Below are 22,415 nucleotides of genomic sequence, written 5' to 3' on the forward strand. Positions count from 1 at the left end.
ACCCGGGGGGGGGGGCCCCCGCCCGGGGGGGGGGGGGCGGGGGCCGCCCCCCCCCCCCGGGGGGGGGGTTTTTGGGGGGGGGGGGGGGCCCGGGGGGGGGGGGGGGGGCCCCCCCCCCCCCCACGCTCCGCTTGACGTCCCGCCCGGCAGCAACGGATCGATCCGTGCCAGTGGATACATGCCCTCCCACACGATGGTGCCCTCAAGATGCCCACGGCTTCAGCTGCCAATATGCCCGTGCTCCGCCAGCCAGGCCACTAGAAATTCTCCCTCGAGTTAGACGCCAAGCCGAAGCGTTTGTACGTGTGGAGGCCGAAACCGTCCTGCTGGACCGGCTGTAGCCCTCGTTGGTGAGGACACGCTCGGGGCTTGATGAAAACCTCGAAGTGCCAGGTCAAGAGGGCGACACCTGAGCCCACCGAAACGGACTGGGAGAACAATTGGAACGTCAAGCGGAGCCCGGGGGGCATTCTCGGCCACCGCGCACGCCCGGACCCTCCAGCCGGGCGCCTCCGGCCGGCAGGCAAAATGCACCTTGACCGCAGGAAGAGGAATCTCCACCCAATCATCACGGAACGGAGTTTTCGGGCGGTCACAAGGAAGGATAGGGGGCGCGAACTGGCAGAGCTGCCACCCTGCATCTCAGTGCCAGCTCTCCCTGCCGAAGCATATGTTGGAGGGGAGCCGAGGCTTTCGATCAGCAGTGATGCGGCGCCGCCAGCGTGCGTTTGGCCGTCCCACCAGCGGCGCCGGTGCAGCACACCGACGAGGTTCTGGCCGTTCTCCGGTCGGGGCTGCTGATACACAAGTTCGGGGCCCGCGTATCGCTTGTCAGCCTAGATCATAAGATCACGGCCTGCCCCGGAGGCCTCTCAACTCCATGGTCGTTCAGGCCAGTTGCCCTACGCTGACGCATCCCTGCTTCAGATCTCACGCCCTGGATTTTCTCCACTGTTTTCTACAAGCCCCACACGCTCGCCGTGCTTTATCCGGCAGCGGTCAGATGCACACGACTGGACCGCGACCGCTTTCAAACGGAGCCGGTGGTGGTGCTGGGGGATAGGCCGCAGGATTTCGCGTTGGCGCAGCTCGCCGGTCTGGCCCACGGCGTGCATGTGGCTGTGGAAGCATGCAAGATCGGCGCCCTGTTGTCAGAGCGCCGATCTTGTGCGGTCTACGCGGCAACGTATACCCGCTGGGTTCCTGATCGCATGGGTGGAGCCCGCAACTCTCAGGAGCAGTCGGACGAATCCGATGCAGAGAGCTTCTCGCGGAGCCACAAACGTCTGCTGAACCCTCGGGCTAGCGCCGTCTCACTGCTGACAGACACATCTGCGGAGCACGTAACGACAGGTCAGAGCCACAATTGGTGCTACAACGCTCTGGCACCAACACAGCGGCGACCATCGGCACCACAGTCCGACTGGGATAGCACCGCATCTATCTTCTGATAGGTCTGATCCTACGAGAAATCCGCAATGCCTATCTCCAGATCACGGTCACGGCCACCCTCCAAGGCGATTGATGCTGAAGCTCTGATCTGTGGACACCAGCGCATCAATAGTTGTGGAGGGCTCGCCTGGTGCGAGGGAGCGGTGCCACGATGCAGATCCCCATCTCGGTGTCGGCAAACACCAGTTGGGCGACAGACCTGGAGCCCGCAACACGCCAGCGCGCCCTGAGCGCGGGCGTCGAACTCAGGAGGTAGAACATGCCCCACACGTCTCGCGCGGTGGGGTCCCTCTCTGTCAGCCTTGGGTGAGACGTCCCGTTCTGCGGGGTTAGCCTGAGAGGGCCCGACAGGAGAATCGCCCCGTATGCCAAGCACTGAGCCCGTCGGGTCCGACCCGGCACCGAGGCCGAAGCGCCGCACCTTCACCTCGGAGTACAAACTGCGGATCGTCGCCGAGTACGACGCCGCGCCCAGGAACGAGAAGGGGGCGGTCCTGCGTCGGGAACGGCTCTACCACTCGCATGTCAAGGAGTGGAGGGCCGCCCGGGATGCCGGCGCCATGGAGAACCTGGTCGACCGCCGGACCAGCCCGGCCCGTGCGAAGAAGTCCGCCGCGGAGGTGGAGAACGAGAAGCTGCGCCAGCAGGTGGAGCGGCTGCAGAAGGACCTGGCGCGGAACAAGGCCGCACTCGAGGTGATGGGAAAAGCGTCCGCGCTCTTGGAAATGATCTCCGAGAGCACGGACTGAAGCACGCCGTCGATCCGGTGGTGGACACCGCGTTCACCGGCGTCGAGGATCAGCTGGGCATCACGGCCGCGTGCCGGCTGACCGGCCGGTCCAGGGCCACCCACTACCGCAGGCTGAAGCCCCTGGCGGCCCGCACACCCCGCTCCCACGCCCAGGCGCAACCGTCGGCTCTGACCGATGAAGAGCGTGCAGCGGTACTGGAGTTGATGAACAGCGCCGAGTACGCGGAGCTGCCACCCGCCCAGATCTGGGCCCGCGAGCTGGACGCAGGCCGCTATCACTGCTCGGTTTCCACGATGTACCGGATCCTGCGCGAAAGGGGCCAGTCCGGTGAGCGGCGCCGCCAGGCCACTCACCCGGCCAAGACCGTGCCGGAACTGGTCGCCACCGCCCCCTCGCAGGTCTTCACCTGGGACATCACCAAGCTGGCCGGACCGGCCAAAGGCAACTGGTACCACGCCTACGTCATCATCGACATCTTCAGCCGCTACATCGTCGGCCACACCGTCGAACGCACCGAATCAGCCGAACGGGCCGAGGAGCTGATCCGGGACACCATCGAACGCAACGGCATCGTGCCCGGGACCGTCCACGCCGACCGCGGCACGTCCATGACGTCGAAGAAGGTCTCCCAGCTCCTGATCGACCTCGGCGTCACCCGAAGCCACTCACGGCCGAAAGTCTCCAACGACAACCCCTACAGCGAGGCCCAGTTCAAGACCACCAAGTACATGGCCGACTACCCCGAACGGTTCGACTCCCTGGCGCACGCCCGCGAATGGTTCGACGCCTTCACCTCGTACTACAACCACGAACACCGACACTCGGGCATCGGATGGCACACGCCGGCCAGCGTCCACTTCGGCACCGCCGACGAGGTCCGCGACCAAAGGGCCGTCACACTCGCCACGGCATACAACCGGCACCCCGAACGGTTCGGCCGCCGCCCCGCACCACCCGAGATACCCCAGAAGGCGTGGATCAACGACCCCGCCAAGCGCAGGGAACCGACACCACAGATCCCATAGCAGTACAAACGTCTCACTGGACTTGAAATCTTCCGGGTGCGTCGTGAATGACGCACCCCACACCAGGCTCGCGACACCCGATGCTGTGGTCATCGTCGTCATCACGGTACTGGCCTGCGTGATGTCAGGCAGCGGCCTGGACCTGTTGTCGACCCTGGCGGTACTGGGCGGCGCCGGCCTGGTCTCGGCGGCCACACTGCTGGCCCTGCGAGGCGCAGGACAGCGGCTGGGGAACCTGATCGTGCGTGTAGCGCACGCGATTCCGGCGTCGTAGGTGCGCTGGCCGTGGGGCGCAGGGAAAAACCGATAGCCACACCCAATGGGGCACTGGAGAAATTGGCCCGTTGGCTGCGCGCTCAGCGTGCAGCCAACGGATGCTCCTACGCGCAACTGGCGGACCGGGCCGGATGCCACGCCACGACGCTTCAGCGTGCGGCGTCAGGACACGGAGTGCCCAGCGCGCGTGCTGTCCAGGCGTACGCACGCGCCTGCGGTGCCTCGGTCGATGTGGCGATGGACCTGTGGAGGCAGGCTCGCAGAGGCGAGCATTACAGGGCTGGTGCCGTTCGCTTGGCGCCGAGTCCGATGTACGTCGACGGAATCGGCAAGTTCAAGGCCGGCTTGCAGGAGCTCTACGCGTGGGCTGGTCGTCCTGCAGTGCGCGACATGGAGCAACGTGCGGGTGATTGGGGAAGGCTGCCGCACAGCACCGCTCACCGCATAGTGCGGGGTCAGACGGTGCCACGGGACGAGCATCAACTGATCGGGTTCCTGGTCGCTTGCGGGGTCACCGAAACCGAGCATCGCCTGTGGGTCGATACGTGGAGACGCATTCTTGGGCATGCTCCGAGTAAGTCGCTCCCGCCAACGGGGCGGACAACGACGGACGGTGTACCGCGGGTGCCGGAGCGGCGGCATCCCGAGCAATCGGCGGCCCACCGCGCGATCTCGCCAACCCGGCGGACAGCGATGGACGGTGTGCCGCGGGTGCCGGAGCGGCGGCATCCCGAGGAATCGGTGGCCCTGCGCTTCAGCGTGCTCGGCCCGGTGCGCGCCTGGCGCGGGGCACAGGCGCTGCCCACGGGATCCCCTCAGCAACGCGCCCTGCTGACCGTCTTGTTGCTCAGGGAGGGCCGGACGGCCACGGCCGGTGAGCTGATCGACGCCCTGTGGGGCGACGATCCGCCGTCCCAGGCGCTGGCGGCCGTGCGCACGTACGCCTCGCGGCTGCGCAAGATCCTCTCTCCCGGTGTGCTGGTCAGCGAGTCGGGCGGCTACGCGATCCGGCTCTCCGGCGCATCAGGCGGCGGCACCCTGGACCTGGCCCTGGCGCAGGGGCTGGCGGCCGACGCGGAGAAGGCGAAGAACGGCGGCGACCTGCTTCATGCGCGGGCCCTGCTGAACAAGGCGCTGAACCTGTGGGACGGGGAGGTCCTGGCGAGCGTTCCGGGCCCGTACGCGGAGACGCAGCGCACCCGTCTTGAGGAGTGGCAGCTCCAGCTCACCGAGACGCGCCTGGACATGGACCTCGAACAGGGCTGCCATGCCGAGGCGGTCTCGGAACTCACCGCGCTCACCGCGGCGCACCCCCTGCGGGAGCGGCTGCGTGAGCTGCTGATGCTGGCGCTGTACCGCTCGGGCCGGCAGGCGGAGGCCCTGGCCGTGTACGCGGACACTCGGCGGCTGCTGGCGGACGAGCTGGGCGTGGACCCGAGCCCAAACCTCCAGGAACTCCAGCAACGCATTCTGCAGGCCGACCCCGGCCTAGCAGAACCAACCCCGGAACCAGCACGCCAGACGCAACCGGTACGACCAGCTCAACTCCCGGCAACAGTGCCAGACTTCACCGGACGCACGTCCTTCGCGACGGAGCTCGGAGACGCCCTCGCCTCGGCTGACGGCCGAGTGATGGCGGTCTCCCTACTTGCTGGCATCGGCGGCGTGGGCAAGACAACGCTCGCGGTGCACGTGGCACACGTGGCCCGTGCCCACTTTCCCGACGGCCAGCTCTACGCTGACCTCCAGGGGGCAGGCGACCAGGCGGCAGCACCGGAGGCGATACTCGGCTCCTTCCTGCGTGCCCTTGGCATGGCGGACTCGGCCATTCCGGACTCCCTGGAGGAGCGGGCGGCGCTGTACCGCTCGGTGCTGGACGGCCGCCGGGTCCTGGTGCTCCTCGACAACGCCCGGGATGCGGCCCAGGTCCGGCCCCTGCTGCCCGGCACCGAGGGGTGCGCCGCGCTGGTGACCTCCCGGGTACGGATGGTCGACCTGGCCGGCGCGCACCTGGTCGACCTCGACGTGATGTCGCCGGGGGAGGCCCTCCAGCTCTTCGCGAAGATCGTGGGAGAACAGCGGGTAGTGGCGGAGCGGGAGGCGGCCCTCGATGTCGTCGAAGCATGCGGCTACCTGCCCCTGGCGATTCGCATCGCAGCTTCCCGCCTTGCCGCCCGGCGTACCTGGACCGTGGCGGTCCTGGCCGCAAAACTCGCCGACGAACGAAACCGGCTGGATGAGCTCCGGGCCGGAGACCTGGCAGTGCGGGCGACACTTGACCTGAGTTATCGCCAACTCAAGACGGAACAAGCCTGCACCTTCCGCGTGCTTGGAGCGCACGCCAGCCCGTTCATCTCGCTGAACTCCGCACGCCGCATGCTCGATTGCGGTACTGATAGAGCCGAATACCTCCTTGAAGATCTGGTGGACGCCGGACTGCTCACCCCGCTGGCACCTGGGCGTTATCGACTACACGACCTTGCCTGGCTATACGCCAGAACGGCGGTCTCCAAGGGCCCTGGCGATCAAGCCATGAATGCGAGAAGTAGCGTATAGGTGCGCCGAGTGTGCGGCGATGCCACTGAAACCAACACCTCGCTGCGGATCCTGACCTGACGCTGCGGCTTCCCGACTTCACGATGCACACCGCTCATAGGGGTCTCAGACAGCGGGACACGAACTGGCCTAACGAGGCCATGCGTGGGGTCGCCGCATCGTTCCAGACACCGTGCGGATCGTAGATCGACACGTTGGTGCATCCGGCCCGCTCGGCACCGAGGACGTCCATCATCACATCGCTGAGAAATGCACACCGGGCCAGTGGGCTGCCGACACAGGCAGCGGCAAACCGGTAGATTTCCGGGTCGGGCTTATCCCAGCAAACTAGGCCTGAGTCGACCACGACATCATCGGAATGGGCAAGTCCGGCGGTCTGCAACCGAGCCTGCAAGTGGCCGTCGGACTGACTGACCATGCCGATCCGGAAGCCCGAGCGCCGTATGCGGTCCATTGCGGGGAACGCTTCAGGGTTGACCTCGGACCACACCTGGCTGGTCAACTCAGGGCTGTTGGCGATCCGTTGGTGCACGCTTTCGGCCACCGCGTCGTCGACATGCAGTGCTTGGGCCCAACGCTGGACCCAGCCATGCTCATCCGACAGAGCGACACCGTCGTCATGTGCGGCGCGGTCGGCAACCGCAAAGGAGCGGGCAGCGACCTCCGGCGGAACCCGTGTCGCCGCCAGTTCCAGGAACAGACCGGTCACCGCAGTGGCCTTGGGCCCGATGAGGACTCCCCCGACGTCGAACAGGACCGCCTCGATCACGAGGTCACCTCCTGCGCCTCGCTGCGGCCGAGGGTATGGGTCCTATAACCGAACCAGGCGGTCGCCAACACCATGATGGCGAGCATGACCGGTAGTAGACGGAACGCATCGGACAGCGATTCACTACCGACCGCACTGACTACCAGCGGTGTCAGGACGAAAGTGCCGTAACCGGCAGTCGTGAGTCGCGCCGTAGCTCGCTCAACGTCGTTCGCACGGCTACGGCCCATGATTGAGTAGCCGATGGGGGCGGCCGGAGCCAGACCGATTCCGATGAGAAGCATGCCCACCACGCTGGCCCACGACGTCGCGACCCAGACCAGCACGACTGCGCCCGCCACCACGATCCCGAGCCCAATGAGTAGAGTCCTCCAATCGCCGAGCCGCTTGATGACCGTTGTGGACGCCGCGCGGCTTATTGCCGCCGCAAGGTACAGCGATGCAAGGCCAAAAGCGCTCTGTGCGGTTCCCTGCCCGGGTAACTGATCGATGAACAAAGCCGAGAAACCCTCCATGGTCGTATCGATCGTGAACGCCCCACAAATGATGACAAACGAGAGAATCGACGCCGCAGTCGCAACTTTTGCCAGGTCGTGGCCCTCGGAGGTGTCCACCTGCGTGGCCTTGTCGAGAGGGGGGGGGATCGCAACGGGTAGCAGCAGCGCCGCACCTGCGCCTGCGATGCAAACAAGGCCCGCCGTCCAAAACGCCGGCGCATAGCCGGCTTCCCCGTTGAGCAGGTACGACAGAACAGCGGCGCTCGCGGCTGCGGTGCTGAACGTGGCGTGCAGTGTAGAAAGCAGCATTTTCCCCCTCCTGAGCTCTTCAAGGCTGCCTGCGGCGTTGGCTGCCACGTCGAACATCCCCAGCCACACACCAGTCCCTACGGCTCCGATCGTGAAAGCGGTGAACGAGTGCAGCATCGGCATGATGAGGTAGCCGACTCCGCTCGCGGCGGCGGAGAGGATGAGAGTTAGCCGGACGGTGATGCGCTCGGCGATCCGCCCCGAGACAGTCGTCGCGGCGCAACCCGCGAGAGCCATGCTGGCCAGGGTGATGCCGAGCTGGCTGACATTGAGGTCGAGTTCCTCTACGACTGCGGGCAAAGAGAGGGCCCAGGCTCCAACCTGGAAGCCCATGGCACCGAAGACGACAAGGAGTAAAGTTCCTGTCTGCCTGTGGTGTTCGGTCGTCGACATGCTTTTCTGCACCCCTATTGGGTTTCTGCTCCGACTCAAGTGCGGACGAAGACGTCGCAAGGGCCATGATGGCGAGCACGGGTGAACCCTTTGGATTCCATCGCCGCGATAATCGGATCAGCCTCGACGTACCTTCGGTGAATTTCCATGATCAGCACGCCGACGCGGTCCAACCAGTCCAGGCTGCCTGCCATGATGTTTGCTTCAGCGCCTTCGATGTCCATCTTCAGCACATCGATCTGGTCAACCCCGTATGCCATGGAGAGTTCATCGATGGTGATGGCTTTGACGGGTTGAGGCTTCAGCGCCAGCGGTTGCTCCATACGCCCCGGGTTGCCTTCCCTGGCACTAGCTACGTTGGGGGTGATTGTGCTGGAGCTCCACCACTCGTTGGGGAACAACGTGACCTCGCCGGATACGGCGTCGACTGCCGCCTTGGTTACTTCGATATCGAAACCGTTGAGCGCCCGGTTGATTTCCAGCATCCTGACGTTCTCATCGACCGGTTCCACACACAGAACACGGGCGTTCGGGTGCTGCGCCGCAAGGCTCAGTGCCGCGAGACCGATGTTCGCACCCAGGTCGACTATCGTACGAACCTTGGGTACGTGCTCGCTGTATGGGAAGTCATAGATGCCTTCGAGGAACACCTCGCGGAGAATGTAGATGTCGCTCTGGTTGCGACGGAATGCCACTTGCATCGACGTGTTGTTGCTCGTTATCGGTACAGTTTTTAATTTCCGCGAGACAAGGGGGTGTACGGACATTCCGACGTGATACGCAAGGCTCCAGCCCGCGAGGCGCAACGCGTCCTCGGTGCCATATTTGGACCTCGCCCTGTGGATGTCTGTTGCGAGTTCGCCGACCTCGCGACGCAGGGCGGCGAGCGTGGACATGCCGTTCGGGTCAGCCTCCCGGTGGAGGTACTTCGTGGTAACGAAGGGTACCTGTCGACCGATCTCGGGGCCATGAGTCATAGCCTTCTCCTAAGTTCGTTTGCTGACTTGGTGGATTGGATTCCACCCTCATCGCGGAGCAGTCGAATCAAGGTATGCAGGTCGTCGATGCAGATGTCCGCGATCTTGCTTGGTTCCGCTTGCCGACCGGTCGTCATATGCATTGCCAGGCCGCAGCCAGCCGCTCTCGCCGCGGTCATATCGGTGTCGTGATCTCCAACCATCCACGCGCTGCCGATGTCAACGCCGGCATCGTGGGCGCCCTGCAGAAGGAGCCCGGGAAGCGGTTTGCGGCAGTCGCATTTATCGTCCGGCAGGTGCGGGCACACGTAGCAACGCAGCCGGTGCTCGATGCCTTCTGGTGCCCATGCGTGGATCCGTGCGTTGACTTCGTGGACGAACTCCCATGAGGTCAGACCCCGTCCGATGGGTGACTGGTTTGTGACCACAGCCACCGCGACACCAAGCTCCAGCGCCGTGCGCACCGTCTGTTCTGCGCCGGGAGAGACAGTGACGTCGTGGGCAAACAGAATGTACGGCTCGACATGCCGGAACAGCACGCCGTCACGATCGAGGATGAGTATCTCTGGGAGGCTCATTCAAGCAGGTCCTGGTGGATATCTGGCTGGCTTATGATCGCTGTATGCGTTTCTGTAGTGAGTGTGGATCCGAACTGGACAAGCTTCCGCCGGCCACGTGCCCGCGCTGTGGTGTGAAGCATTACAAGAACTCCAAGCCGTGTGCGGGAGCCCTGATCGAGGACAACCGAAGCCTTCTGTTGATGCGTCGCGCCATTGCCCCATACCGCGGCTACTGGGATATCCCCGGTGGGCACTGCAACGCTGGTGAGCATCCGGCAGACGCTGCTGTCAGGGAAGCCCTTGAGGAGACAGGGTGGGCGATTGCTGTCACAGAGTTGTTCGGAATCTGGATGGACTCCGAGGGTGAAAGTCACTCTCTGGTCATCTACTACCGAGCGCGCCCGACGGAACAGGCTCAGGCTCCTGAGCCCGATGAGACCGTCGAAACGGCCTGGTTTGAGGCCGGAGCGTTGCCGGAGGCCCTGGCGTTTCCAGCTCATTCGCGCCACGTCCTCGCCGCGTGGGAGCGTGTGGTCGACTCGGCGATACCGCTCCGACGGGACTGAACTGGCCAGTTGGCGCGTCCGGACACCTCCATCGCGGCTGCCCAAGACTCCACCTCGCGCAAGTGCTCCGGATCGCCGATGTGGAGCGACTTTTGCGGCCATGGCAGTGCGGCCAGCCCTCGTCTGGAGATCAGCGTGGTGAACAAGGTCAACTCAGTGATCGGCCTGTCCGATGGCAGGGCCGCGATGCAGGATGAGTTGAGCGCGCACAATCCGATGTCCACGAACGAGTTGTGAGTGTTGCCCTTTCCATAGAACGTCACCATCTCGCCGTCGCCGAGCTCGATATTGCTCTCGTCGCTCGCGGTCGTGACCAGCACTGTCGCCTCGCACGGGTTGGTCGCGTGCCGCTCCAACAGTGCGTCGACGGCTGGTGGTATCAGAACGTCGCCGTAGGTCATCAGGAACCGCGGCGGAAGCTCAGGTAATGCCAAACGCACTGCGCCGATCACCCCCAACGGCTCGGGTTCGATGGTATGCGTCACGGTCAGCCCCTCCGGGGTGCCTTCGGTCACTGTTGCCAGGATTTGTTCCGCGCCGTAGCCAAGGCACAGGTGCACTCGGTCGAAGCCAAGGCTGCACAGGTGCCGCAACTGCAGGTGCACAAATGGTTCCTCGAGCACAGGAGCAAGGCTCTTGGGTCGTGCACCAGTAACGGCGGCCAGCCGGGTTCCCTTACCACCGGCCGGGATGACCGCGACCAGCTCAGGCATCGCTGTGGCCGCCAGCCGATGACAGCGCGCGACGCGTGCATGTGCACAACAGGTGGAAGAGTGACACGTGCAGGCTCTCGGTGACTGGAGTCAATAAAACATCCGGGACCTGAGGGACAATAATGCTGACGTCGCAGACTTCCTTGAACTGGCCACCGCCGTCCCCGGCGAAGCCGATCGTCTGAGCGCCGCGCTCCCTCGCCAGTTTCAGGCCTTTGACGAGGTTACCGGACCATCCCTCTGTCCCTCCGTGGACGGAGAAGGCTATGACGATGTCGCCCTCTCTGACCAGCGGCGCAAGCATGTGCGAGTAGACGCCGTTCCAGCCCTCGTCGTTCGTCCACGCCGTCAGCGATGAGGTGTTCGCTGTCAGGTCGAACGCTGCGAAGCCTGGTTTGTCACCTGTGGCGAACTTACCGAGGTCAGCGGCGAAGTGCATGGACGTGGAGGCCGAGCCACCATTGCCGATAGTGTAAATCGTCGACTTGCGTAGGTAGGCATCCAGCAGTAGGTCCACAGCTCGCCGCAACGCACACCGGTCGACGCTCGTGAGCGAGCGGGCGCTTGCGTCGAGGTATTCGGCGATGGTGTCATTCAACAAGTCAGTCATGGATGTGTGCTCTTTCGACCTTGATTCCGGCGGAGTCGATATGGAACCTGTCCTCAGTCAGTGCGTGCCTCCGCGTCAGTACGCTGGTGACGGCGGGCATCGCTTCACCCGGGCCCGCGACCATCAGCCAGCCGCCACCGCCGGCTCCGACTACTTTCGCCCCGGTCGCGCCCAGAGCGAGCGCGTCTGCCACCATGGTGGTGATCCCGGGCCATTGCGCCGCTGGGTTGAGGTTGACTTTGCGCTCCCACCTGCGCCGCATCAGGCGTCCGAACTCGGCGCCGTCACGGCTGGTGATTGCGGCGACGAACTCAGGTGTATCGGCGAGCGAGGTCTGTCCGCCGTCCGCAACCAGATTCCGTGCAAAGGTGGCAAGCTGGCCTGCCGCGTTGCGGACCTGTCGTGTCGGGAACAGCCGAACGGAGTGGCCAAGCATGTCCGCAAACGCTTCAGCGAGACCCTCCTGGCGTTCGACCGCGATGTCATCGCCTATCTCTGTGCCCATGCGGGCGTTCATATTCGCTGACATCCGTGTCAGAGAGCCAAAAGCGGACGCCATGTGGTCCTGAAACCCGACCGGCTGACCAAGTATCTCGCGCTCCCATCTGTAGGCTTCGCGCCCGATGCTGAGTGGGGCCAGGTCGGCCGTACTTGCCCCGCCAAGTACCCGCTCCGCCGCGACGAGCGCGACAGTCAGCGCGCCGCTCCCGCCGAGCCCGGAGCCCGGTGGAACAGGGGAGGCCACCTTGGTCCGTGTTGGCCACGGCAATCGCTCGGCAAGCAGGTCAATACGTGCGTTTGTGCCGGACGCGACTGCGTTGCACGGGTGGACCGCGACAGTGATCCGCCGGTTAATGGCAACGGAAAGGACGTCGGCACCATGGGTGCGGTAGAACTCGGGCAGGTCACAGCCGCCACCACCAAGGGATAATCGAAGCGGAGCCGACACAGATACGGACGCAGGCTTCATGAGCCGCTCCCGCCGAGCCTGGTCAACCACCTTGGTTCCCTGCTGCCACCTCGATAGATCTCGCGGTACCGCTCCGAGATCATGTAGGTGACGGGCCCGGGGGTAGCCGCGCCCACGGCACTTCCCTCCAAGCTGCTGATCGGTTGCACCTCGGCGAGAGTTCCTGCAAGAAACAGCTCATCAGCAAAATCCAGCTCGGCTCTGCTAATATCACGTATCTCGCAGGAAAGCGCGTGGCTTTCACATAGCTCTAGCACAATCCTGCGTGTGATGCTGTCCAGGATGCCAGCACTGAGAGGCGGAGTGCTGACCACCCCGTCGCGCACCATGAAAACCACGGCACCGGTCGCCTCGGCAACATTTCCCCTGTCATTGAGGAGAATAGCGTCTGAAAAGCCGTGCTCCTGCGCCTCAATTATCGAGAGTCTGTTCCCGAGGTAGTTCCCGCCAGCCTTCACGAGCGGCGACACCATCTGTTCAGCGGGACGCCGCCACGAGCTGATACCGCATGTGATCGGTTCGGGCACGCTGGATGACGGGGAGGGGAACCCAACGATGAAGGCGCCCATCTCCGCCTGATCGGCGCGGTAAGCGTAGCGTCCCTTCGCGATATAGAGAGTGGGACGCAGATACAGATCCTCCTGTATGCCCAGAGCCGCTACAAGATCATGCATCCCCGTCACGAGCTCCTTCGAGGTAGCGGTCGGTGGTAGCCGCATTCCTCGGGCGGATTTCTGCAACCGGGCCATGTGCTCGTGAAGAGCGACCGCGTAGTGTCGGCCGTCCTCGCCGTTGTAGTACGCGCGGATGCCCTCGAAGACGCTCGCGCCGCGCTGGCCATACTCCGACCACACATGGATTGTGGCCGTTTCCCACGGCACGAGGGCGCCGTTGAACCACAGCACCGGTGGTTGCGTCGGACTCATCGGCTGTCACCGCCGCCCGTACTCGCCGAGGTGATGGAGAGCCGCTCGCATGCGGATTGATAGACGGCCACTGTCGCCGCCAGGGTGTGCGCCAGGTTGTGGTTGTCCCTCACGAACTGCAGTCCACCTTCAGCCAGGTGGGTGGCGAGGGCTACGTCGTCGAGAACACGCGCCAGCGCTGCCGCAAGCGCGCGCGTGTCCCGCGCCGGTACCAGGAGACCGGTAACCCCGTGTGTGATGATCTCGCGCAGCCCGGACACGTCCGTGCCGATGACTGGTAGTTCCGAGGCCATCGCTTCGAGCACACTCAGCCCAAGGCCCTCGGAATAGCTTGGCTGCACTGCGACGTCCGCCGCTCGCCACAGGGTTGGCATCTGTTGCCAGCCCAGGTCCGTGCGCACCGAGACGATTTTGTCCAGCTCGAGTTCGCTGATGCGGTTGCGCAGGGTCTGTTCGTAGTGCAAAGAACCCGAATTCGCCGTTCCCGCGAGTACGGCGTGTACCGGGCCGGTGCGGCCGGCCACGAGCTCGGTAAGCGCATCGACCAACTCCAACAAGCCCTTCTTCCGTTTGAAACGGGCTCCGCACACCAGGATCGGGCCGTGTTCAGGAAGGTCAAGTTCCCGGCGAGCCGCCCTGCGATCGCCTCGGCTGAACCGATGGCAGTCGATGCCATGCGGCACCAGTGTCTCCCGGCCAGCGGACCCGTTGCGCACAGCCATGTCCAGGTAGTGCCTGCTGCCACAGATGATGTTGGCGAGAGGGAGCATTCCGTAGACGAGTCGGCATCGGCCCGTACCACTCGGCTCAGACTCTGGGTCCCCCTCATGGAATGTGGCGACAGCAGGGCGACCGGTGCCCACCGCGAGCATCGACGCCGTCAGCGCAGTGTCATGGCTGTTGGCATGGATCACGTCTGCTGCCCGCGCGAGCGGCTCGAGTCGGGCCAACAGGCCGAACATCATCTGTTCCCAGAGCAGGGTGTCGCCGCGGTCGGCCCAGCCGTCCGGACGCGGCACCCGGACAACCAGCACGCCGACCTGATCGCGTCGCTCGCCGGTCTGACCTGGCAGACCGTCAGTTGCAACAGTGACCTCATGCCCAGCTCGAACCAGCCCTTGCGCCAGGCTCAGGGCGTACGTTTCGGCACCCCCGATCACCGGTTCGTATCCCGGGGAAAGGATCAAGACCTTCATGCCGACTGCGAATGGGTCTCGGCCGCACGGTAGAACTGTTCGGCGGTCGCCCGGGAGTACCGGTGGTCGGCGAGCTTGCCCAGGATGTCAGCGGAGAGCGTGCAGATATCGGCCCCGGTCGGGATAAGTCTTGCGACTAGGCCGGGCTCCCGGACACTGCCTACGATGATCTCAGCTTCCAGGCCAGCCTGGGTCAGCGCGGTCCTGGTCAGGTGTGCGACGTTGACGGATGACCCTCCCTCCTCCTCGATCCGACCAGCCAGGAGGGACACGTAGCGGGCCCCGGCATACGCGGCGAGCAAAGCCTGTCCAACGGTCATGCAGGCCGTGGCATTGACCGGGATGCCGAGCACTGACACCGCGTGGATGGGCTCCAAGTTAGGGCTGCCATCAGGCCCGACCACCGGGATTTTCACCACGGTGTTACTGCCGAGGTCGAACAAGCTCTTGGCCTCGTTCGTCATTTCGTTCGCGACTCGGCTGTGTACCTGGACACTGACCGGGTACGGGGCACTGAAGCGGACGATCTCCTGAATGGTCGACCTGTCGGTATGGGCCTGCTTGGCAAGGATCGGATTGGTTGTCACGCCGCGGATGGCTCGGCGAGCGAGCCAAGTTCGGATTTCGTCAAGGTTGGCACTGTCCAGAAAAAGGCGCATCAGAGTACTCCTTAGCCGGTCGTGTCTTCTCTTCACTGTTGTGATCGCCGCGCAACACCCCCAGGCTGTCGAGCGGAAGTGTTCTGCCCGTTGAGTTCGATTCATACGCGGTGTGCGAATTTCTCAGGGCGGTGAGCCCCGCGCTGCCGTCCAGAGCGGGATCGGTGGGAAGGCACGGTGCCCCTGCCAGTTCTGTGATCCGGCGCGCGAGCTCCGACCACTCACTGCCCCAGGAGGCATCTGCCCCTCTGAATTGGATGACCTGAGCGGAGAAGGGACCAGTGTCGTCGCGGAACCCGACGGTGAGCTCCTCGACGCCGTACGATCCGCCAAGTCCCTGGACGCGTACGTAACCGAGTTCGCCGAACAGTTCGAAGTCGAAGCGGTTCACCCACTGGGTCAGCGCACTGTGCACACTCACGACGACACCGTCTCGCCGCCGCAGAAGAACGAATCCGCTGTCTTCCATGCCTCCCATGGGAACCAACGACTGCTGCGTCATCGCGGTGACCTCGTGGAAGTCACCGAGTATCCAGTTGTAGAGATCCACAAGATGGATGCCTTGCTCCGTCAAGTGGCCGCCGGCGGCGACCGCGGGATCCGCGCGCCACTCGTCCTCGGTCCCAGGTCGAGCACCGATTCCATATATACCGCGGCCGAACAATGGTCTACCTATGTCACCCGCGTCGAAGCGGCGTTTGGCCTCCTGGATCGCTGGGTGGAAACGATGGTTCCACCCACACCACAGGATCCTGCCGGTGCGACGGGCCGCCCTGACCATCTCTTCGGCCTCTAACACCGTCCTTGCCAGTGGCTTCTCACACAACACGTGCTTGCCTGCGTCGAGTGCGGCTATGGAAAGTCGCTTGTGCGAGTCCGGCGGAGTGCACACTAGGACGGCATCGATGCGAGGGTCAGCGATCAGCTCCTCCGTATCAGTGAAAGGAATCGCCTTGTGTTCGGCTGCGAGACGCTTCGCGTCATGTGCCTCGGCCGATGCCACACCGACCAGATGTCCCGTGTGGGTCAGGCTGAGTGCATGCGCCCTGCGGCGCCCTTGCAGGCCGGCTCCGATGATCCCCACTCCGATACTCATTGCCGCCCTCGCGTGCTTGCTCGGCCAAACGCGACATAGTCTGCGCCCAAGCCGTCGACCGCCGAAGTCAGCAGGTGGTGCGGATCTACTACGACACGGCCGGCCATGCTGGCGACCAGTCTGGGCAAGTCCAAGTTCCGATAGTCGTCGTGTTCGGACATCAGGACCAGTGCGCTTGCTCCGGACACCGCGTCACCCACAGCTGCCACCAACCGCGCGCCGTGGGGAAGCCTGATATCTGCTACGTCTGCGAAGGGATCGTGCACGCGGACGCTGGCGCCGGCCTTGGCCAGTCTAGAGATCATGCGGAGGCTGTCGGAGTCACGCATCGAACTGCTGTTTGGTTTATAGGCGACGCCCAGAATTGCGACGACGGCTCCGGACAGGTCGAGCCGCGCGGACAGTTCAGTGAGGATCTTCGCTGTCCGGTTCTGGTTTGCCGACGCGACAGCGTCGGCCAAGGGGGTGGCGATGTCGTTCCTCTTCCCGAGGTCACGCAACGTCTGAATTTCGCGGCTCAGGGTTCCGCCGGAGAAACCGGCACCGGGACGAAGCGGTGCCTGTTCGGCGACCCTGCGGTCGCTGTGCATGATCTGCGCGACCATGAGACCGTCTGCGCCGAGTGCTTCGGCCAGGTCACCAAGTTCGTTGGCGAGGCTGATGCAGGTCGCCAAGTAGCCGTTGATGGCATGCTTCGCGAGTTCGGCGGTGCGCGGCGTAGTGATCGTCACCTTGCACTGGACGGGGGCGAGGAACCTGGTCACCTCACCGGCTGTCGCGTCGTCTGCGCCGACGACGAGCCAGTCCGGATGGTGGAAGCGTTCGATGGCCGAGCCGAGACGCAGATTCTCTGGGATGTAGGCAACCCTGGGCCGCCAGTCGGGGCGCGCTCGGGACATCTCGTCCCGAAGTATCTCGGTCGTACCCGTCGGGACTTGACTGCTGATCAGCAGAATCGCATCCATTCGCACATGAGGGGCAAACCAGCACACGAGCGACAGGAGTGATTGGATGTCGACGACGTGGCTGTCGTCGAGTTCTGAATCGGCAGTGAGCCAGACGAACCGGGCATCCGCGAGGGAGTGGGGGTCGGCGTCGAATCGTAGCGAGCCGCTGTCCATGCCGTTTCGCACAGCATCAGCCAGGCCCGGCTCGAATAGCGGTGGCTCGGCGCGATTCAGGCCCTCGACGATCGTTTTGTCACGGTCGAGTCCAACTGTGTCAATGCCGTACGCGGCCAGTCCACTCGCAACGACGCTGCCAAGATGCCAAAGCCCTACGATCGCAACCTGATCCGCCGTCACACGCTTGCCCCCATCTCAGCCACCATGCGCCGTGTAGCTTCACGTACGGCTTCGTCGGAGGATCTGCTCGGCTTCCAGCCGAGCGCAAATGCCTCGGAGACATCCAGCTCTACGAATGGCTGGTCGCCGACCCAGCCCCTCTTTCCTCCCAGAGGATGCAGGCTGACGTCAGAAAGGCCGAGTTCATCGATCACGCAGCGGGTGATGGTTGTTATTGTGGTGCAGCTTTCCGATCCGAGGTTCATTACGACGCTTGGCCTCTCGACCGTCAACTCAATCCGGTCAGGCAAGGTGGTCAACGCCTCGACGCAGTCCTCGACGAGAAAGTAGTTCTTGCGCTGCGTGCCATCCCCGAGAATCTCCAAGCGTGTCGGGTCGGCAGTGAGCTTCGTGATGAAGTCGCGGATGGCGCCGCGCGACATTCGTGCACCGACAACGTTTCCCAGTCGGAAGATCCATGCGCGCAGACCGAACATCGCACAGTATGCGTGGGTGAACGCCTCTGCGGCGATCTTGCCCGCGCCGTAGAGAGAGACCGGCTGCAGAGGGCCCGCAAGTACGGAGAACGGCGGCTGGAGTCGCTCACCGTAAACGGCACCAGTCGACGTCATCACGATGTCGTGGATGCCGTGACGCTTCATGCCTTCGAGTACCTGAAAGGTCCCGACAGCGGTGTCCCGTAGGTCCTTGTCGCGCTCGTCCGCACCCCCGCGGATGTCTGCGTTGGCTGCGAGATGGTAGACAGCGCCTTGACCGTCTGCCAGGCCGGCCAATGCGGCGTCGACGGCAGAAGGGTCGGCGCAGCTGCCCTCGACAACGTCCAGCCGGGGCCGACGGCGTTGCGCGTTCAACCAGGCACGATTGGGGTTGGACATGTCGTCAAGGACGGTGACAGTCATTCCGAGCTGCAGCAACCGGTCCACGAGGTGGCTTCCAATGAATCCGGCTCCCCCGGTGACGCAGAAGGCTCCTCTTCCGTAAGGCACAGAGATCTCCGCCCGAAAGTTGGTCCAACAGGGGCTGCCCGTCGGCCTTGCCCGCCAAAACTATGCAATCAAGGAGTGACCGGCCCTTGCGTAGACGCGGGGAACGAACGCCTCCCGAGTCAGGCAGGTCATGCTCCTACACCGGACTCCCATGCATGTCCGAAGCAACTGGTACAGCACTGGATGCCGCTCCCGGGTCTTCGACCGGACGGTGTCATCGGCACATTAGTGCATGTTGCACGTTCGCTAAATACCTACTCTTGAACGAGATTTGACCAAGTTGCTGAAAATTAGGCTTGACATCATTGGCAGTTAGCGTATCCCGTGGCGATGTCAGCTTCGCTGAAGGGCGTTTGTGGAAGCCTGTGATCTGGGCTTTTTGCTTGTGTGTGCGGGGTGTTGAAGGGCTGATCCGTGTGTGGGTGGAGACGTCTACGGGTCTGCGGATGCGGCAGTTCAAGGGCTTGTTACGGGTGGTGCGGGAGCAGGGCGGCGTCGTTGCTCCAGAGTCGTGTTTCGGCGCATATGCGACAGGGCATTTCCCGAACACGCATATGCGGCTGCTACCGCATAGCTCACCGCTCCACCTGTCTCACCTGGGCTGACACGAGAGGACACGCCGAGGAGGACCCGCCCACCCGAAGTGCACGGTCCCGGAACTCCACCGGGACCGGAACAACACCCCGTTGCTGTGCCGCAGTTGCCCCTGTCCAACGCTGTGGCCGCAGTGGTCATCGCCATTGCCGCACTGCTGGGAGCCATCGCCGTGCTCCTGGTCATGCCCGGAGAGCTTGAAGCACTCGGGACCGCCATGACGATTGCCGGCTCGGGATTCACTCTCGCAGCCAAGATCGCCGTGCCGCACTCCGGCTGACATTCGGGAGCGAGGCGGGCCCGACTCCCAGGGCAGGGGGCTGGGCCCGCTGGCCGACAATGCGCCCACCGTGGCCGGCAGCCGTGCCGTGCCCTCGGCGTGCGGCTGGCGTCGTGGCTGTGGTGGCGCGGTGTGACTTACCGTCTTGGCGGGTGAATCGGGGCCGTGTGCCGGGCGGGTCGTGGCCGGAACCCGCTACGAAGATCACGAACTGTCGATGATCTTCGAAGGGGCCCACTGTGCGTTTCACCCGTACCCTCCGCCCGGTCATGGTCGCGTTCTCCGTCGTGGCCGCGCTGCTTGCCCCCACCACCGCCCATGCCGCCCCGGCCGCGCCCGGTGACACGATCACTCTGCCGGTCCGTGAAGCCCTGCAAGCACTCGAGGTTCAGGAGGAGAGCCGGGCTGGCTACACCCGTGACAAGTTCAAGCACTGGAACGCCGGACGGCTCGCCGACGGCTGCAATACGAGGGCGGAGGTCCTCAAGTCCGAGGCGGTCACCGCTCCCGGGCAGGAAGCGAACTGCGTGCTCACTGGCGGCCTCTGGTACAGCGCGTACGACGACCAGTACCTCGACAGCGCCCGCAAGCTCGACGTCGACCACCTCGTCCCGCTCGCTGAAGCGTGGGACAGCGGAGCTTCCGGCTGGAGTGCGAAGGAACGCGAGGCCTACGCCAACGATCAGGACGACCCGCGGGCCTTGATCGCGGTGTCCGCGTCCAGCAACCGGTCCAAGTCGGACCAGGACCCCAGCACCTGGTTGCCGACGTTCGAGGGCTATCGGTGTCGGTACGTCACCGACTGGGTCGCGGACAAGGCCCGTTACGGGCTGTCCGTCGACGTGAGTGAGGAAGCAGCGCTCTCGGAGACGCTGAGCCGCTGTCCCAACGAGCCGATCACCGTCACCCTGGCCCTGTAGCAACGTTCCCGGGGTTATGCCGATCGCGAAAGCCCTGGCTGGACGGGGGAGGCCAGCCGGGGCGGTGACTGGGTGGCGTGCGGAGGGCGGTCGCTTCTCGGCGGAGGGCTTCCATGAGGGTTCAGTCGAACGATCGTCCCGATGGGATTGAGGTGAGGCCCGGGCGCACGGTTCCCTCCCCTCGGTTCGGTCTGCCGAGCCGGTTAAATGTCACCGTCGGCGGCGGGGCGCAGGTCGCCCGTGTTCGTGAAGGATCCGACGGCGATGCAGCCGGCCCGGTCGTTGAGGTTCAGCGTCTGCTCGGTGGCACCCCACCGCTTCGTCTTGGACCATTTGCCGTTCTTGTAGAAGTAGCCGTACCGCTTCGCCCGGCCGCTGTGGCCCCTCCGTACGTTGTACGGATCGTTGCGTCTGCAGGAGGCGCTGGCAGAGGAGGAAGTTGCCCGCTGTCGACGTTGGGCAGCAAAGCCTCACTGATCGCCCAGTAGAGCGTGGTGGGCCGTTCGCGGGTGGGGCTGAGCTGGGGCTTTGGCAGAACGCAAACCGCCGTTCTCAATCGCGTGGAGATCATTACCGGACTGCGTGCATGGTGCAATCATGTGGGCCTTCGGCGCTCCGAAGCAGTGCCGCTCCGCCGACCTGATCGGCTGCAGCGTCATGGGTTTTCTCGTTACTTCACAGCGCGGCCGATGAGTTTGTGGCTCATGGCCGGTCCAAGCTCGTGACACCCCAGGAAAGGACACCGCCATGTCGGAGCTTCTCGTCGACTTCATCACGTCCCTCGACGGCTACGCGTCGGGAGAGGGATGGCCCGGGTTCTGGGGTCTCGAGGGTCCGGAGTACCTCGCATGGCTCGGCGAGCAGCCCGAGGTCACCTACCTGATGGGAGCGAACACCTACCGCCTGATGTCGGGCTTCGCCGCAGGAGAGGTCCCCCATGGCCAAGACGAGTTCAGGCCCGAAGAAGAGGCGTCCGTCGACGAGCTCACGCAAGCGTCCAAGGTGGTGTTCTCCTCCTCACTCGAGGAGCCGCTGACGTGGGCCAACTCCACGCTCGTCCGTGACGACGCAGTCGAGGCGGTCCGCGTCATGAAGTCGAGTGGCTCGGGGCTCCTCAGCACGATCGGCAGCCTCAGCCTGTGCCGGTCCCTGCTACGAGCCGGACTCGTCGACCGCTTCCGGGTCGTGATGTTCCCGGTGATCACCGGGGCCACGGGCGAAGAACGCATCTACGACGGCTATCCGGACGTTGCCCTCGAGATGATCGAGCACCGCACCTTCGACGGCCGCATCCAGCTGGTCGAGTACAAGCCCCGCGTGCTCGAGCACCCGCCGCTCGGCGTCCCTGCGTGACGTCGCCCCGTCCGCCGGTCTGGACGGCCGCCAGGCCAGCGCCGGCGGGCGCGGAGCCGTCCGGAACTGCCCGCACTGCGATCAGCCCGTCACCATCGTCGCCCGGCTGGCCACGGCGACCAGGGGTGAACCTTGGACAGGGTGGAGACGTCGCCGTCGCCGCTTCCGTCCCCCTTGGGACGCTGTGTGCTCAGGGAGTCGCGCTCGGCCTCGCGGGCACAGGTCGCCTTGGTGGCCGCGGTGAGCGTGCCTTTGGGTAGCTGGTCGATCGTGCTCGTGTCGGAGGCGAAGTACTTCACCGCCACTCCGGCTTGTGACAGTGTGCGCGTCGCGTCTGCTGGCAGTTTCCCGTTGAGCACCGCCATGCAGACGAGGGGTTCGGCATCTCAGCACGCCGCTGTGTCCCGTCGCAGGTCCGCGCAGGCCTTGGTTACGGACGACCCGGGCCCCGACTGGGACACCCCGCCGACGTCGCCGGTGTAGCGCAGTTGCAGGACCGTACGGCCTGAGCGGACGTTAAGTCCGATCTTCCTCGATCTGGTACCAGATGGTGCGGGCCTATGTCGCTCGCCGTCGCCCTCGGGGGGGGTGCCTCTATGTCTTTCGTCAAGGCGCCCAGGTTTGGTTTGGGGTGGTTTGACTTGCTGGGGTCATGCGGCGAGTTCGATGTCCTTGG

The 22,415-nt window shown here is 64.5% G+C and carries 21 protein-coding genes and 3 pseudogenes; 10 read left to right on the forward strand and 14 right to left on the reverse strand.

Annotated elements, in window-relative coordinates:
- The first annotated feature begins 1,817 nt into the window (after window positions 1-1,817).
- The 5 genes and pseudogenes from ACH4YP_RS47275 to ACH4YP_RS47295 form a co-directional block, all read left to right on the forward strand.
- Entirely contained in the window at window positions 1,818-2,201 is a 384-nt protein-coding gene (locus ACH4YP_RS47275; protein WP_398497719.1) for a hypothetical protein, read from the forward strand.
- 17 nt (window positions 2,202-2,218) lie between these two features.
- Window positions 2,219-3,229: an IS3 family transposase gene (locus ACH4YP_RS47280; protein ID WP_398497721.1), complete on the forward strand. Its 1,011-nt coding sequence runs from the start codon at window positions 2,219-2,221 to the stop codon at window positions 3,227-3,229.
- A gap of 43 nt (window positions 3,230-3,272) precedes the next feature.
- A complete protein-coding gene (locus tag ACH4YP_RS47285; RefSeq protein WP_398497722.1) occupies window positions 3,273-3,503 on the forward strand; it encodes a hypothetical protein in 231 nt (76 codons plus the stop codon).
- Window positions 3,504-3,514: 11 nt separating this feature from the next.
- Window positions 3,515-3,676, forward strand: a pseudogene (locus ACH4YP_RS47290) (XRE family transcriptional regulator); the annotation flags it as partial.
- 522 nt (window positions 3,677-4,198) lie between these two features.
- Window positions 4,199-6,019: pseudogene (locus ACH4YP_RS47295) on the forward strand (BTAD domain-containing putative transcriptional regulator); the annotation flags it as partial.
- 136 nt (window positions 6,020-6,155) lie between these two features.
- Here ACH4YP_RS47295 and ACH4YP_RS47300 read toward each other — a convergent pair.
- The 4 genes from ACH4YP_RS47300 to ACH4YP_RS47315 are packed head-to-tail and all read right to left on the reverse strand — an operon-like array spanning window position 6,156 to window position 9,584.
- Window positions 6,156-6,830 (reverse strand): HAD family hydrolase, encoded by a 675-nt coding sequence (locus ACH4YP_RS47300; protein WP_398497724.1) that lies wholly within the window; start codon window positions 6,828-6,830, stop codon window positions 6,156-6,158.
- A complete protein-coding gene (locus ACH4YP_RS47305) occupies window positions 6,827-8,029 on the reverse strand; it encodes an MFS transporter (protein ID WP_398497726.1) in 1,203 nt (400 codons plus the stop codon). The genes ACH4YP_RS47300 and ACH4YP_RS47305 overlap by 4 nt, the downstream gene beginning before the upstream one ends.
- A gap of 35 nt (window positions 8,030-8,064) precedes the next feature.
- Complete coding sequence (locus ACH4YP_RS47310; protein WP_398497728.1) at window positions 8,065-9,006, reverse strand: FkbM family methyltransferase; 942 nt, start codon at window positions 9,004-9,006, stop codon at window positions 8,065-8,067.
- Entirely contained in the window at window positions 9,003-9,584 is a 582-nt protein-coding gene (locus ACH4YP_RS47315; protein ID WP_398497730.1) for a D-glycero-alpha-D-manno-heptose-1,7-bisphosphate 7-phosphatase, read from the reverse strand. The genes ACH4YP_RS47310 and ACH4YP_RS47315 overlap by 4 nt, the downstream gene beginning before the upstream one ends.
- Window positions 9,585-9,766: 182 nt before the next feature.
- Between ACH4YP_RS47315 and ACH4YP_RS47320 the strand changes: the two genes are divergently transcribed.
- Window positions 9,767-10,132 carry an NUDIX hydrolase gene (locus ACH4YP_RS47320; protein WP_398497757.1) on the forward strand — a complete coding sequence of 122 codons (366 nt, stop codon included), beginning with the start codon at window positions 9,767-9,769 and terminating at the stop codon, window positions 10,130-10,132.
- On the opposite strand, the gene ACH4YP_RS47325 is transcribed toward ACH4YP_RS47320, so the two are convergent.
- From ACH4YP_RS47325 to ACH4YP_RS47365, 9 genes are read right to left on the reverse strand one after another with little or no spacing between them, the layout of a single operon-like run.
- Entirely contained in the window at window positions 10,063-10,845 is a 783-nt protein-coding gene (locus ACH4YP_RS47325; protein ID WP_398497732.1) for an NDP-sugar synthase, read from the reverse strand. The two genes, ACH4YP_RS47320 and ACH4YP_RS47325, sit on opposite strands and share 70 nt — an antisense overlap.
- The gene (locus tag ACH4YP_RS47330) at window positions 10,838-11,455 is read right to left on the reverse strand and encodes an SIS domain-containing protein (RefSeq protein WP_398497733.1); all 618 of its coding nucleotides are present in this window, start codon (window positions 11,453-11,455) and stop codon (window positions 10,838-10,840) included. Before ACH4YP_RS47330 ends, ACH4YP_RS47325 begins: the two co-directional genes overlap by 8 nt.
- Window positions 11,448-12,425 (reverse strand): hypothetical protein, encoded by a 978-nt coding sequence (locus tag ACH4YP_RS47335; protein WP_398497735.1) that lies wholly within the window; start codon window positions 12,423-12,425, stop codon window positions 11,448-11,450. Before ACH4YP_RS47335 ends, ACH4YP_RS47330 begins: the two co-directional genes overlap by 8 nt.
- A complete protein-coding gene (locus ACH4YP_RS47340; RefSeq protein WP_398497737.1) occupies window positions 12,422-13,351 on the reverse strand; it encodes an aminotransferase class IV in 930 nt (309 codons plus the stop codon). The genes ACH4YP_RS47335 and ACH4YP_RS47340 overlap by 4 nt, the downstream gene beginning before the upstream one ends.
- On the reverse strand, window positions 13,348-14,547 hold the full coding sequence (locus tag ACH4YP_RS47345; protein ID WP_398497739.1) for a glycosyltransferase family 4 protein: 1,200 nt from the start codon (window positions 14,545-14,547) through the stop codon (window positions 13,348-13,350). The genes ACH4YP_RS47340 and ACH4YP_RS47345 overlap by 4 nt, the downstream gene beginning before the upstream one ends.
- Entirely contained in the window at window positions 14,544-15,206 is a 663-nt protein-coding gene (locus tag ACH4YP_RS47350) for a transaldolase family protein (RefSeq protein WP_398497741.1), read from the reverse strand. The genes ACH4YP_RS47345 and ACH4YP_RS47350 overlap by 4 nt, the downstream gene beginning before the upstream one ends.
- Window positions 15,175-16,290: a Gfo/Idh/MocA family protein gene (locus tag ACH4YP_RS47355; protein WP_398497743.1), complete on the reverse strand. Its 1,116-nt coding sequence runs from the start codon at window positions 16,288-16,290 to the stop codon at window positions 15,175-15,177. Before ACH4YP_RS47355 ends, ACH4YP_RS47350 begins: the two co-directional genes overlap by 32 nt.
- Window positions 16,291-16,298: 8 nt before the next feature.
- A complete protein-coding gene (locus ACH4YP_RS47360; protein WP_398497745.1) occupies window positions 16,299-17,606 on the reverse strand; it encodes a nucleotide sugar dehydrogenase in 1,308 nt (435 codons plus the stop codon).
- Complete coding sequence (locus tag ACH4YP_RS47365) at window positions 17,603-18,592, reverse strand: SDR family NAD(P)-dependent oxidoreductase (protein ID WP_398497747.1); 990 nt, start codon at window positions 18,590-18,592, stop codon at window positions 17,603-17,605. The genes ACH4YP_RS47360 and ACH4YP_RS47365 overlap by 4 nt, the downstream gene beginning before the upstream one ends.
- Window positions 18,593-18,981: 389 nt before the next feature.
- Here ACH4YP_RS47365 and ACH4YP_RS47370 point away from each other — a divergent pair.
- The 4 genes and pseudogenes from ACH4YP_RS47370 to ACH4YP_RS47385 all read left to right on the forward strand — a co-directional run.
- Window positions 18,982-19,086: pseudogene (locus ACH4YP_RS47370) on the forward strand (IS5/IS1182 family transposase); the annotation flags it as partial.
- 197 nt (window positions 19,087-19,283) lie between these two features.
- The gene (locus ACH4YP_RS47375; protein WP_398497749.1) at window positions 19,284-19,466 is read left to right on the forward strand and encodes a hypothetical protein; all 183 of its coding nucleotides are present in this window, start codon (window positions 19,284-19,286) and stop codon (window positions 19,464-19,466) included.
- A gap of 239 nt (window positions 19,467-19,705) precedes the next feature.
- On the forward strand, window positions 19,706-20,386 hold the full coding sequence (locus ACH4YP_RS47380) for an HNH endonuclease family protein (RefSeq protein WP_398497751.1): 681 nt from the start codon (window positions 19,706-19,708) through the stop codon (window positions 20,384-20,386).
- A gap of 747 nt (window positions 20,387-21,133) precedes the next feature.
- Window positions 21,134-21,739, forward strand: coding sequence for a dihydrofolate reductase family protein (locus tag ACH4YP_RS47385; protein WP_398497753.1), 606 nt, complete (start codon window positions 21,134-21,136; stop codon window positions 21,737-21,739).
- Window positions 21,740-21,828: 89 nt separating this feature from the next.
- Here ACH4YP_RS47385 and ACH4YP_RS47390 read toward each other — a convergent pair whose 3' ends face one another.
- Window positions 21,829-22,038 carry a hypothetical protein gene (locus ACH4YP_RS47390; protein ID WP_398497755.1) on the reverse strand — a complete coding sequence of 70 codons (210 nt, stop codon included), beginning with the start codon at window positions 22,036-22,038 and terminating at the stop codon, window positions 21,829-21,831.
- Window positions 22,039-22,415 lie beyond the last annotated feature (377 nt).

It is taken from the genome of Streptomyces sp. NPDC020747, assembly GCF_044334695.1.
Lineage (GTDB): Bacteria > Actinomycetota > Actinomycetes > Streptomycetales > Streptomycetaceae > Streptomyces.